Annotated in this window: 12 protein-coding genes; 11 read left to right on the top strand and 1 reads right to left on the bottom strand. The window is 39.6% G+C overall.

Annotation, left to right across the window (positions count from 1 at the left end; genetic code table 11):
* The 11 genes from ACO4PX_RS03690 to ACO4PX_RS03640 form a co-directional block, all read left to right on the top strand.
* The coding region (locus ACO4PX_RS03690) for a family 4 glycosyl hydrolase (protein WP_485571519.1) at positions 1–926 on the top strand (926 nt) is incomplete at its 5' end.
* A 204-nt stretch (positions 927–1,130) separates the two neighbouring features.
* Positions 1,131–2,246, top strand: a complete 1,116-nt coding sequence (locus tag ACO4PX_RS03685; protein ID WP_485571517.1) for a BMP family ABC transporter substrate-binding protein — start codon at positions 1,131–1,133, stop codon at positions 2,244–2,246.
* A 30-nt stretch (positions 2,247–2,276) separates the two neighbouring features.
* Positions 2,277–3,809, top strand: a complete 1,533-nt coding sequence (locus ACO4PX_RS03680) for an ABC transporter ATP-binding protein (RefSeq protein ID WP_485571515.1) — start codon at positions 2,277–2,279, stop codon at positions 3,807–3,809.
* Entirely contained in the window at positions 3,796–4,896 is a 1,101-nt protein-coding gene (locus tag ACO4PX_RS03675; RefSeq protein WP_485571513.1) for an ABC transporter permease, read from the top strand. Before ACO4PX_RS03680 ends, ACO4PX_RS03675 begins: the two co-directional genes overlap by 14 nt.
* A complete protein-coding gene (locus ACO4PX_RS03670) occupies positions 4,893–5,828 on the top strand; it encodes an ABC transporter permease (protein WP_485571511.1) in 936 nt (311 codons plus the stop codon). Before ACO4PX_RS03675 ends, ACO4PX_RS03670 begins: the two co-directional genes overlap by 4 nt.
* 113 nt (positions 5,829–5,941) lie before the next feature.
* Positions 5,942–6,721 carry a pseudouridine-5'-phosphate glycosidase gene (locus tag ACO4PX_RS03665; protein ID WP_485571509.1) on the top strand — a complete coding sequence of 260 codons (780 nt, stop codon included), beginning with the start codon at positions 5,942–5,944 and terminating at the stop codon, positions 6,719–6,721.
* A gap of 298 nt (positions 6,722–7,019) precedes the next feature.
* Entirely contained in the window at positions 7,020–7,901 is an 882-nt protein-coding gene (locus ACO4PX_RS03660; RefSeq protein WP_485571507.1) for an HAD-IIB family hydrolase, read from the top strand.
* A gap of 64 nt (positions 7,902–7,965) precedes the next feature.
* On the top strand, positions 7,966–8,850 hold the full coding sequence (locus ACO4PX_RS03655; protein ID WP_485571505.1) for a carbohydrate ABC transporter permease: 885 nt from the start codon (positions 7,966–7,968) through the stop codon (positions 8,848–8,850).
* A gap of 29 nt (positions 8,851–8,879) precedes the next feature.
* Positions 8,880–9,713, top strand: coding sequence for a carbohydrate ABC transporter permease (locus tag ACO4PX_RS03650; protein WP_485571503.1), 834 nt, complete (start codon positions 8,880–8,882; stop codon positions 9,711–9,713).
* A gap of 13 nt (positions 9,714–9,726) precedes the next feature.
* On the top strand, positions 9,727–11,097 hold the full coding sequence (locus ACO4PX_RS03645; protein ID WP_485571501.1) for an extracellular solute-binding protein: 1,371 nt from the start codon (positions 9,727–9,729) through the stop codon (positions 11,095–11,097).
* 69 nt (positions 11,098–11,166) lie between these two features.
* Entirely contained in the window at positions 11,167–11,652 is a 486-nt protein-coding gene (locus ACO4PX_RS03640; protein ID WP_485571499.1) for a PfkB family carbohydrate kinase, read from the top strand.
* A 512-nt stretch (positions 11,653–12,164) separates the two neighbouring features.
* Here the strand turns inward: ACO4PX_RS03640 and ptsP are convergent.
* Positions 12,165–13,730 (bottom strand): phosphoenolpyruvate--protein phosphotransferase (ptsP, locus tag ACO4PX_RS03635; protein WP_485571497.1); only part of this gene is annotated, 1,566 nt, incomplete at its 5' end.

Below are 13,730 nucleotides of genomic sequence, written 5' to 3'. Positions count from 1 at the left end.
CAGGTGTGGTATCTCAGGCTTTGCAAGATTTAGGCTATGACTTTTGCTACGGAATATGCGATGCCCCAAGTGGAATGCTTCATCAGTTTTCTAAGCTCTATAATGTTGATGCGAATATGGTAACAGGAGAGTGTTATGGTTTAAATCATCTTTCCTTTTTTTCTTCTATCAAGGTAGAAGGGAGAGAGGTTATACAGGAACTTATAGAGAGAGAAGATGCCTATTTAAAAACAGATATGCGTTTTTTCGAAAAAGATCTCTTACAGCATATGGGAATGATTTTAAATGAGTATCTCTATTATTTTTTCTATAGAGAGCAGGCAGTGGATCATGTTTTGCATACAGTTCAGACTAGAGGAGAAAGCATTGCCTATATTAATCAGAAGATGAGTAAGGAGCTTTCTTCCATGAATATCCATCAGGATTTCGAAGCTTGTCTTCGTTGCTTTGAAAAATGGTATGGTATTAGGGAGAATGCTTATATGTCCTGTGAGACAGGCGTTCGTCGAGATAAACCCTGGTCATTTGATTTATATTCTCAGGATAGTGGTGGTTACGCAGGGGTGGCTTTAAAGTTCATAGAAATTATGCAAGCTAAAACAAAAGGTACTATGATTTTATGTGTACCTAATCGGGGAGCAATTCCAGATTTACAGGATGAAGATGTTGTGGAAATTACTTGTAATATAAGTCGGGAAGGGGTAAGCCCGCATAGAGTTTTGTGCCCGGATGAAAGAGCTCTTGCTTTAATATGTCGTGTTAAGGATTATGAAAGACTGGCAGCCAGAGCAATCTGTAACAGGTCTATTCAGGATGCGATAGATGCCCTCTTTGCTCATCCTTTAGTGGCTTCTTATTCATTGGCAAAGAAATTAGTATCACAGTATCTGGAGCTTAATGCTGAATACTGTAAAGGATGGAAATAGTAAGCTTAAAAAGAAGTAAAAACAAAAGCAAAAAATAAAAGGGAAAAACAGATACAATTTTAGATACGGCGGTAATAGATAAAGCAAATAAAACAGCTCACTAATCTATAAAAACAATAAGTAATCCTGTGTGTATCGTATAGTAATTATGATAGTATAAGGAATAGTTTTATACAAATTAATATATTGAATGGAGGCACACAAATGAAAACATCCAAGTTTAGACCATTTTTACTGATTCTTCTTGTGTTCAGTATTTTGAGCCTGAGTCTAATGGCTTGTGCTAAAAAAGAAGCAAAGTCCACAGAAGCAAAAGAAGAGAGTCAAAAAGAAAGCGAGAGTGAAAAGGCCGAAGCAAAAGAAACCATGGAGGCTACTGAAAGTTCTTCTTCCGGAAAAGCCAAGAAGGCTTGCTTGATTACAACCTCTCCTCTTGGAAATGAATTTACCAATCTTATTTGGTCAGGCTTTGAGGAGCTGGAAAAGGAAGGCTGGGAAGTCAAGTGTATTGAAGTATCCGAGGCGGCAGAATACCCGGATCAGATTCGTGCGATGGCTCAAGAGGGATACACTGCAATGTTTACCATGTTTGATGAGCTTAGTGAAGTTGCCTTAAGCCTTTCAGATGAATTAAAAGAAAATTATCCGGATTTGCATGTTTTCATGTTAGACACTTATATGGAGCATGATAAAAGTAATTTTACCAGTGTTTCCGTAGACCCCTTTGAGTCTTCTTTTGTGGCAGGTTTTGTGGCTGCCAATATGACAAAAAAGAAGCAGGTTGGCTGGATTGGACATAAGGATATTTTAAAGATTCAGCGCTTTAGAGACGGGTATACTGCCGGAGTAAATTATGCCAATAATGGTGTGACGGTGGTGCCGGCATTTACGGGAGATCCCTTCGATCCGATTAAAGGACAGGAAACCGCAAAGGCAATGATTCAGAATAATGACATTGATATTATATATCAGACGGATTACTTAGGAGGTCCCGGTGTTATTTCTGCCTGCGCCGAAGCGGGAATCAAGTGTATCGGTGTAGACGATTGGCAAGGGTATATTGATCCCTGTGTTTTCTGGTCTGCTATTAAGCCAATGAATGTGGCAGTTGTTTCATTAGCCCATGATTCTCAAAATAATAGACAATTCCCTACAGCCTTGGATTTTAATTTAAGTTCCGGCGGTGCGGTATATGATGTTAGAGACGAAAAAAATATTCCGCCTGAGCTTCTTGCTAAGGTAAAAGCATTGATTTCAGATATTAAAGAAGGAAAAATTGATGTTTTTAAGGGATATGATAATTATCGTTTAAACTACTGATTTTAAAGCATCTAACAGATGGAGTTTGCTATGGAAAAAAATCAATATTTACTGGAAATGAAGGGAATATGCAAGTCTTTTCCCCGTGTCATAGCAAATGATCATATTAATTTGGAAATTAAAAGAGGCAAGGTCCATGCCATAATAGGAGAGAATGGCGCGGGGAAAAGTACTTTGATGAACATGATTGCCGGAGTTTATCAGCCTGATGAGGGAAAGATTTTCTTGAACAATGAGGAAATAAAGCTGAAAAATCCGGGTGATGCCGTAAAGCATGGCATCGGAATGGTATTTCAAGAGTTTATGCTTTTCCCCGGACTGAGTATTTTAGAAAATATCATCTTGGGCTGTGAACCCAAGAAGGGAATTTTTCTGGATAAGAAAAAAGCGGAAGAGAAGATTAAGGGGATATGTGAAATGTATCATTTTCATATCCCCTTAAATTCATTGGCGGAAAAGGTTCCGGTAGCTGTGTTACAGCAAGTGGAAATTGTAAAGTTATTGTATAAAGAAGCCAACATCATCATTTTGGATGAGCCGACCAGTGTGCTTACACCGCAAAGTGTACAGGGATTGTTCCGCGCTATTCGGCAATTGATTAGTAAAGGTAAAACAATCTTATTGATTACGCATAAATTGCAAGAAGTGATGGAAATTGCAGATGAAATAACGGTTTTGAAAAATGGAAGGGTTTCCGGGAAAATATCCAAAAAAGATGCAACAGAAGCCCTCCTTAGCAAAATGATGTTTGGCTCGGAAATAAGCCTAAAAATGAAAAAAGAAGTTAAACCGGTAGGAGATGTTCTTTTAGAAGCAAAAAACATAAGTTTACAGACGAAAAAGCATATTTCTGTGATAGAGGATGTAAATTTTTGCATTCATTCCGGAGAGATTGTTGGAATCGCAGGAATTGCCGGATCAGGGCAGAGAGAATTGGCAGAATCTCTGATCGGTCTGTATGCCTCTTCACAAAGCGGAAAAATTCTTTTTGAAGGACAAGATATCCTTTCCCTTTCTGTTGCGAAAAGGCGTGCACTGGGAATCGCTTATGTAGCCCAAAACAGAAAAACTGTAGGAACTTGCGGGCAATCTGCTCTTTGGGAAAATATCTTTATAGGTTTTCCTTTACAGAAAGAATTTCAAAATCAAATCTTATTGAATAAAGGAAAAGTGGAAGAAAAATGTCAGCAGATTATAACAGACTACTCTGTTAAAGCGTCAGACTTGAATGCTCCGATTTCCACATTGTCAGGAGGAAATATCCAAAAATTATTGGTGGGCAGGGAGTTTACTCAAGGAAAGAAACTTTTGATTATAGAGGATCCTACAAGAGGAATAGATATGGGTGCGGTTTCTTTTATTTGGAAAAGGATTTTAGCCCTTGCCGCGTCAGGAGTGGGAATACTCTTAATCAGCCATGAACTTAATGAACTTAGAGAACTTTCGGACAGAATACTGGTTTTGTATAACGGAAGACTTTTGGAGCCGAAAAACAGCAAGGATTTAAAGGAAGAAGAATTGGGCTTATGGATGTTAGGGGGAAATAAAAATGAAAGAAAATAAGTTTCCTAAGCTGAGAAAGCTTGCCTTGCAATACGGTACAGCACTTTTATTGACACTGTTTTGTGGTGGATTATTGGTGGTTTTGCAAGGAGAACATCCGCTTTATGCTTTAAAAGAAATATTTTACGGAGCCTTTGCCAATCCAATTAATTTCGGAACTACTTTGCGTTGGGTGACCCCTTGCCTGCTGGTGGGAGCTGCCGGCGTCATTTCTTTTCGCTCCGGGGTAATGAATATGGGGATGGAAGGACAGATGTACCTTGGGGCACTGGTTTCTGCTGTTCTTGGATATACTTTGAAACTGCCTCCTGTTATACATGTTCTTCTGTGTTTTATAGGAGGTTCTATAGCCGGTGCCCTGTATGCCTTGATACCGGGAATCCTTCGGCTCTATTTTCATATTCATGAGTTGATTTCTACTTTGATGCTGAACTTTTTGGCAGCCCTATTTACAGAATTTGTCGTGATGTGGGTCATTCTTGGGGGGAAGCATGCGGAAAATGGCTCGCAGTCTATTGCTACGCCGGAAATTTCGAAAACTGCTGTACTGCCTCCTATTATCAAAGGAACTATGGCCAGTACCGGGATATTTATCGCTATTTTTATACTGTTGATGATATGGTTCTTCTACCGCTTTACCGTTAAGGGCTATGAATTTAATCAGATGGGAAGAAATCTAGCCTTTAGTAGACAGGGTGGGGTAAATGTAGAGAAAAACTATGTCCTGGTTTTATTATTTTCCGGAAGTATTGCGGGGCTTTGCGGTGCTATTGAAGTACTGGGATCCTATCATCGCTTCATCCCTTATTTCAGTAAAAATATGAGCTGGGATGGTATTATGATTACCAGAATTGCACTCAATAATCCTTTGGCGGTTTATCCCGTATCTTTTATTTGGGGAGCTTTGAAAGCAGGTGCGTTACACATGGAAAGAGTGACCAAACTTAATCGATTGGTAGTAAATCTCATTCAGATGTTTTTTGTACTTTTTGTGGCAGTGGATTATGAAAGCTTAGCCATGGCCTTAAAAGATAAGGTCTCTTTTCCCTTGAAGAGAGAAGCAAGAGAAAAGAGGGAAATAGGATGAAGGAAATCTTAAGTCTTTTGTTGGGGACGGTTACTCTGGGAGCCACCATCCGCATGGCGACGCCTGTCTTATTTACCGCAATTGGTGGTTGTTTTACACAAAAGGTAGGAACCTTCTGCATTGCGTTTGAATGTTTTATGCTTTCCGCAGCCTTTTTTGCTGCCTGGGGAAGCTTTCTGACAGCCAGCCCGCTTGTTGGAGCAGTTTTTGCTGTTTTGACAGGAGTTTTTCTTGCCCTGTTTTATGGCTTGTTTGTATTTCATTTTCATGCAAATGCTGTAATTGTGAGTATTGCCTTTAACTTCGGGGCATGGGCAGGGACGACATTATTATTAACAAAAATATTTGGTGTAAGAGGATATTTTTTCAGTCCGAAAATCAAGGGGTTTTCCGCAGTGTCTCTGCCTTTATTATCTAAAATGCCTTACATTCGAGAGATTATTAATAAGCAATCCATTTTGGTGTATCTGGCCTATATTCTGATTCCGTTAAGTTTTGTTCTTATGTATAAAACAGCTTTTGGGCTTCGTGTAAGAGGAATAGGAAAATCTGAAATTGCGGCAAAAACTGTGGGAATCAGTATTCTTCGATATCGTTGGCTAAGCCTTTTCCTTATGGGAGCCCTATCCGGCTTGGGCGGTGCCTATATTACCCTGTCCGGCTTAAATATTTTTTCGGAGAACATGACAGCGGGCAGAGGATTTTTAGCCTTTGCGGCTATTTTAGTAGGGGATGGAAATCCCCTGAAGGTGGCTCCAATTTGTCTATTATTTGCGTATATGGATGCCTTGAATTTAGAGCTGAGTTCGAGAGGTATGCCGGTGCAACTCTTGAAGATGCTACCTTATTTTATGGTTTTGCTGGTTTTGCTTTTTTCCAGATGGAAGGAATTTGACGGTAGAGCAAGATTGCAAGAAGAAATAGAATTGTAAAAGGCAGAACAATGCTCTGCAAAATCAGAGTGTAAGAAACAGAAGAAAGCACTGCGAAATCAGAGTGTAAATGAGCAGAACAATGCATTGAACTGGATTGTAAAGGAGGACTTATGGCAGAGTTTTTTATAGAAACCGCTTTATTGACCCATGGCTTAGTTTCCATGGGAGAGGAAGAAATCCTCTCTCTTTGGCCTTGGCAGGATAAAAAGCTGGTCTGGTTGGAGCATGGGAAGATTTGCCACGGGACAATGGAAGAGTACTTCCCCCTTCGTAGAAGATCCAAAGAAATCAAGAGAATTGATAGAGAGATTTTAGCGAAGGCAATAGAACAGAAGGAAAGCGGATGCTTGACAGCTTCCGGCACCATGGCTGTTGCGGAAATATTGGGGGTTCCTGTAGCTGTAACAGCCGGCATGGGTGGAATCAGCACTTATATTCAGGGGGAAACTCTTTGTGCGGATTTACCAGCTCTTATGGAAAGTAAAACCATCCTGATATCCACATCTCCCAAGGATGTGGTGGATATTCAAAGCTCTATAGAATGGCTCCTTAAGCATCAAGTGAAGATTCTTGGCGTGCGTCACGATTACTGCTCCGGATTTATGTTTAATGGAAAAGAGATTCCCCTTTCAGGAATGCTAAAGAAAGAGGAAGCGGTAGCCCCTCATACCTTGATTTTGCAAGATATTCGGGAAGAAGAACGGATTGAAGAGAAGAATATCTTACGGCAGGCCTTGGATGCAGGAATGAAAGCCCAGGAAAGGGGAGAGTATTTTCATCCCGCGGCCAATGCTGTGATAGATCAGATGTCCGGTGGAGTAGCCGGAAGATTGCAACTTAAGTCCTTAATTGAGAATGGGAAGCTGGCGGGGGAGATAAGAGTAAAGTAAAGCTTGGTTGTTTATTCATAAAGGAGAGAAATAAAAAAAAGCTTGAAAAATAGAAAATCAAGGTAGAGAAACGATAGTCTTATTGAGGCTAAGATAAAAAACTTCTTTGTAGGGAATACAGAGGAGTTTTTTCTGTTTGGTTAAATTGCTTAAAAGGAATCTCTATAAATATAGAATTGCATCATAAAACAGAATAAAAAAAGCTTAATAGATTATGATATTATGAATAAATCAAAGCTACTGATAAGACGGATTTTATTAAATTGTTGCAGTTATGACTTTGGAGAGTTGAGGGAGCATGAAAGAAATTTATATTTCTGATTTGGATAATACCTTATTGGATAGACATGCTGTTTTACCGGAATATTCTAAAACTCTTCTCAATGTGCTGATGAAGGAAGGCTTGTGTTTTACCGTGGCATCTGCAAGAAGCCCATTTTCTGCTTTACCTATATTGAAGGGTTTAGAGATACAATATCCTTTAATTTTGCTGAATGGCAGTTTGCTATATCATCCCGGAAAAGAAGTTATTTTAGAAACTACACATCTTCCGGAAAATTCTGTTGCAAGACTTATAGAAGCATCGGAAAAATATTCTCCGCATACATTAATGGTGGCTGAAGAAAATGACCGGATAGTGATGCAATATTTTCGGGAGGATGAAGAGTATTGGGAATCCTTAGTAGATTATACCTATTTTGAGGAGAAGAAAGGCTTTTCTACGAAAATACTTTTTTCTGAAGAGGATTATAACAAAGCATCTATCTTGTATGCTTTGTTTTCTTTTGATGAGCCTGCACCGTTTGAAGAATGTAGTACGTTTCTCCGAAACGATAAAAATATAACCGTGGATGCATATAAGGATAGATATTTAGAGAATCGATGGTATATCGAAATATTCAGTTATGCAGTATCGAAGCAATATGGCATTCAGCGTTTGCAGAAGCTTTGTTCTTTTGACAGATGGATTGCTTTTGGGGATGGGAGAAATGACCTTTCTATGTTTCGCCAATGTGATGAAGGAATTGCAGTATCCAATGCCTGTGATGATTTGAAAAACGAGGCTTCGGAAATCATAGGAAGTAATTTGGAAAATGCAGTAGTAAATTATATCCTGAAACGTTTTAAAAGGGATAATAAAGCAGAAGAGATTAATACAAAGTGGGATAAAGAAATATAGAGCGAAACAGAATCGAATAACGTTAGATACATTGTAACACAGTACAAAGAAGGGAGTTAATGCCATGAAAAATAGGGAAGGTATAAAAAAATACTTGGCCTATTTTTTTGTGATGCCCTCAATCTTTTTACTCTTTGTATTTACTCTGTATCCTATCATGAATCTTATTTACTTGAGTTTTTTTGATTATAACTTAATCGGAAAGAAGAAGTTTGTTGGATGGAAGAATTATTCCGCTTTATTGTTTACAAAGACAGATTTTTTGCAGGCGATGAGAAATACCATGGTCTTTTCTTTAACAGTTTTGCTTCTGTCCATTTTCTTGGCGGTTTTATTGGCTATGTGGTTGCGTAAAGACAGTTTTCTGAACCGACTAGTTCAAAAAAGTATTTTTTTTCCTTACTTAATTTCAACGGTGTCCTGCGCCTATATCTGGTCATGGATGTTTGATGTGGATCGGGGGCTTTTAAATTATCTTTTGAGCTTATGTCATTTAGCGAAAAGTAAGTGGTTAAATAGTTCTGAAATGGTTATTTTTTGTGTGGCGGTAGTGGGGGTATGGAAAAGTCTTGGATATTACTTGTTGATTGTACTTTATGCCATTAAAGCAATACCCAAAAACATTTTAGAGGCAGCCTCCTTGGAGACCAACAACTCCTTTTTGCTTTTTTGGAAAATTGTGTTTCCTATGATTTCTCCACAGTTATTTTTTCTGGTCATTACGATTACGGCAAATGCATATAAAACCTTTGATCTAGTCAAGGTAATGACTAACGGAGGTCCGGGAAATGCCTCAGATGTGTTGGTGACATACATTTACAGGCAAGCTTTTGAAATGAATGCAAAGATAGGATTGGCATCAGCTGCTGCCACAATTCTTTTAGGTATTACTATTTTCCTTACCCTTTGCTATTCACGTTTCCTGTCTAAACAAGTTTTCTATCAATAAAGAGTATGGAAAAGGATGGACTTTAGTCAATGAGAATCTTACTAAGAAAAAAAATAAAGAATCTATTCTCAACTTTGTTTAAAGTTTTTATGTTTGGATTCTTTTCTTTTCCGTTGTATTGGATGTGCAGCACTGCCTTTAAGAACTATAGGGAATCAATTTTATTTCCACCTTCTTTATTTCCGGAGAAACCGCAGGCTACAGCCTTTATGGAAGTATTTCAAAAAATAGATTTTATGCATTTTGGAAAAAATTCTGTTTTTGTTTCTCTTTCTGTCGTTCTTTTACAGCTTATTGTGAGTGTTCCTGCGGCTTACGGCTTTGCACGATATTCTTTTAAAGGGAAAAAGCTTTTCTGGGGTATTGTGATGTTATCCCTGATGATTCCCTTACAAATCACTTTTATTCCGGTATATATTCTATTTGCAAAGATGAAAATCTTAGGAACGCTATTGCCTCAGATACTACCTTTTATCGCAAATGGCTATGGAATATTTCTGATTCGACAGTCTTTTTTGCAACTTCCTAAAGAACTGATGGAGTCGGCGTATTTAGATGGGGCAGGGGAAAAGGACCTGTTATTGTATATAGCACTCCCTCATGCACGTTCAAGTATTTTGTCCGCAATTTTAATCAGTTTTATCAGTACCTGGAATTCCTATTTTTGGCCATTTGTGATGACAAGTAAAGAAAGCCTTATGCCATTAACACTTGCTATGCAACGTTTGCAGGAGGCAAATCAGGGAATAGAATGGCCGTCACTTATGGCTGCTAACAGTATTTTGACTGTGCCTGTATGGATACTGTTTTTGTTACTTAGTAAACAAATCCTTTTATCCTTTGGATATCAGGAAGAAAAATAAAGGAGAAAAAATTATGAGAAAAGACATTTTCAAAATCACCACTATGGCCGGGCTGTTTCTGATGCTTTCTGCTTGTTCTACAGGGGGGCAAAAGGAGAGTGTAGTGAGCACTGAAGCGAAGCAAGACGCTGAGACGACTCTTGTGGCAGAGAGTAAGGATGCTAAAGAACAGTCTATAAAAATTACTTTCTGGCATGACCGAACCTCTGATACAGACAGTCAGTTTTTGAAGAAGCAGGTAGAAGAGTTCAACCAAAGCAATGGGAAGGGAATTCTTGTAGAGGAGGTAGCTAAGGGGTATTTGGATGATGTGCAAGCTGCTGTTACTACGGCTATTGCTGCGGGAGAGGCTCCGGTTTTAGCAGACCTTTCTTGTAATGGAATTCCAATATTTGCCTCTGAGGGTGTTCTTGCAGATATGAAACCCTATATTGAGAGGGACAAATTTGATATGAATAATGTGGTGAAGGAATTACAGGATTATGTTTACTATGATGGTCAAATTGTTTCCATGCCCTATACTAGAGGAACAGCAATTCTTTATTATAACCAAAATCTCTTCAAAGAAGCCGGATTGGACCATGCACCCGCTTCATTAGAAGAACTGAATCAGTATGCACAGGAGATTTATAAGAAATCTAACGGAGAGGTTCAGGGGATCGGCTACACCATTGAGCCGACATACTACCAGCACTACCTATTGCACTCTCTTAACGGTGTTGGATTTATCGACAAGGACGGAAAAAGTGCAAGCTGTTTAGAGGATGGTTCCATGGAGAAGCTCCTAAAAGATTGGTATAGCTGGACAGAGGAGGGCTGGTGTGCGATTCCCGCATTAGAGAAGGCCAGCTCTGTAATGCAAGAGGCATTTTATAACCAAAAACTGGCAGCTTTCGTTTCCAGTTCCAATAGAGCGACATCTATTAGTAAGAAGTCGGAAGAAGCGGGATTCCCCTTAGGAATGGGAGCATCTGTAGCTTATGGCGGATATGCTGCACCTTTAGGCGGAGGTTCCGTGGGCATTATTGCAAAGGGACACAGTGAAGAGGAAATTGCAGCAGCTTGGGAATTCGTAAAGTTCTTAATGGAAGACAAGCAGGTTGTTGCAAATCATATCGAAACCGGTGTGCTACCGGTAACATACACCGCAGTGGAAACAGAAGAAATGAAAGAGTTCTGGGCTAAGGAAGAAAATGCAGGCTATAAGTTGTCCTATGAGCAGGTAAAGAATGCTTCTGCACCGTCTATGTCTATTCACACTTCTGAATGGACAAGTGCGGTTAAATCTGCATGGTCAGAATTGATTCAAGCCAGAGATATTTCCGTAGAAGAGTGCATTAATAAGTTAAAGGATGAAGCAAAGGAAATTTTTGCTACGAGCTAAGTTGGTTGGGTATTTACGTAAATGGAATAAAATGATAAAGGGTGCCATGGGTTAGACTGTGGCACCTTTTTGAGATACAATGCAGTTTGCTTTGCAGCGAAAGAAGCAAAAGAACGGGGAAAGTTAGTGATTTTAGATCCTGCTCCTGCGCAAGCAGGACTTCCTAAAGAGCTATTTTCCTATGTGGATATTTTGAAACCTAATGAAACAGAATTGGCTATTTTAACAGGAATGGATGTTTCTGCCAGAGTGGAAGATATGGTGCAAGAGCTTAGAAAACTGTATAAAGGAATTCTTGTCGTGAGCATGGGAGAAAAGGGCGTTTTGATTGATAATGGAGAGCATTCTTTCAGACTTCCTGCCATAAAGACAACAGTTATAGATACCACTGCAGCGGGGGATAGCTTTGTAGCCGGAATGGCACTAAAACTTGTGGAGAATCAATCCTTGGAGGATGCGATAGAGTATGCACAAAAGCTTGCCTCCATTGTGGTTTCCAGAAGCGGAGCACAAAGTTCTATTCCTACAGCTGATGAAGTGGAGGAGCTTGGATAGCCTAGGGGAAATGGGAAGCTCAAGGGAGATAAGGGAAGAAGTGTTTAAACGATAATTTTTTCAAAAAGAAGATTTTTGTCAGTTATATCGAACAAAAATCTTCTTTTCTATGTATGTCCGCCAAGTTTGTTCGCCGATTCGAAAATGGAAGCTTAAAAATCACTTATTTCCTTTTCTTCATTATAGCGATAAAATTCCTGTTTTCTGGCCTCATAAACTTCTAGAGTTCGTTTTCCAAGCCATTTCATGGCATTGAGAAAAGATTGGAGCCGAGTCTCATTATTTTCTAAAAATTCAGGAAGTTCATCATCTGCAGAATCAAAGAAAATGGGCGCATCCTTTGTGTTACCGGTGAAAAAAGCTAAGAGATGGAGTGGGGGAATCTACGTTGTTCTATAGACAGTCATTCTTTTATGTCTTTCATCTTTTATGAAATCATTTTTTATGCATTTATTTCTTTATAAAAGTGTTTTTGTAAAACTAATCTTTAATGACAATAATCTTCTATATAGTTATTCCTTAACGGATTCCTTTAATAAGGCGAGGATTTCCGCCTCTGTAGAGAGGGACATTACCTTTTCTGCCAGCTCATCAGCCTCTTTTTTACTCCACTTGGAAATAATGCATCTTGCAGTCAGTACCAGCACAGGATTTACACTAAACTCGCTAAGTCCAAAGGAAATTAAGAGAGGAATAAACAGCGGGTCAGCAGCAGCCTCGCCACACATTCCTACAGGAATTCCCGCAGCTTTTCCGCAGTCAATAATATGCTTTATAGAGCGAAGTACGGAAGGTTGGAAGGTAGAATACAGGTAAGCCACATCCGCATTTCCCCTGTCAACGCTCATGGTATACTGAGTAAGGTCATTTGTTCCAATGGAGAAGAAATCGGATTCTTTAGCCAAGAGGTCGGCAATAAGGGAGGCTGAGGGAGTTTCAATCATACAGCCCACTTCAATGTTTTTGTCATAAGCAGTCCCCTCTTGATCCAGATCTTTCTTGATTTCTGTAAGCAAGTCCTTAACGGCACGGATTTCCTCTACGCAGGTCACCAAAGGCACCATGATTTTCACCTTACCGAAGGCGCTGGATCTCAAAATAGCACGAAGCTGGATACGGTAAGATTCCTTGTTACCCAGGCAGTAACGAACCGCTCTATAGCCCAGGAAAGGATTTTCTTCCTTCTTCATATTGAGGTAAGGAATATCTTTATCTCCGCCAATATCCAGGGTTCTGATGATAAGCACTTTTCCACCAAGGGTTTCTGCGGCTTCTTTATAAGCAAGAAATTGTTCTTCCTCAGTAGGCATGTGCTTGTTATCCATAAAGAGGAATTCGGAACGGAAGAGTCCTACCCCTTCTCCATCACATTCCATAGCCTTTTTAGCGTCCTGAGGGGTGCCGATATTGCAGAAAAGTTCCGGGCTAATGCCATCTGCTGTTTTGGTTTCTTTTCCAAAGAATTTTTTCAGCTCCGCCTGTTTCCGGATATGTTCTTCCCTTTTAATGATGTAGCCGGAAAGTATATCTCCCTCCGGGTTAATGTAGACATTTCCTTCTGTTCCATCCACGATGGCAGTATCCTTATTTTTCACAAGAGTAGTAATATTGGGGACGGAGAGTACTGCCGGAATCTCTAAAGCTCTGGCCAAGATAGCAGAGTGGGAGGTCTTTCCGCCTATTTCTGTTAGGATTCCTGCCATATTTTCTTTTTTAATCTGTGAAGTCATGGAAGGAGTCAGGTCTCTTGCTACCAGAATGGTTCCTGCCGGTACAGAGCCGATATCCACATCTTCAATGCCCAAAAGAATCTTTAAAAGACTTAACTTAATATCACTGATATCCGCAGCCCTTTGCTGCATAAATTCGTCGTCCATCTTGGAAAACATGCCGATAAACATATCACATACCGCTTCAACGGCAGCTTCCGCACATTGTCCTACGGCAATCATCTTGCTCATTTCCCCTGCCATGGTAGGGTCACTAATCATAACCATATGACTTTCCAAAATTTCAGCTTCCTTAGGACCGATTCGATTTCGGATGTCCTCGGCCATTCTGCTTGTTTCTTCTTTGAA

The organism is Oribacterium sp., from assembly GCF_057249185.1.
This window is presented reverse-complemented; position numbering and strand designations above follow the sequence as displayed.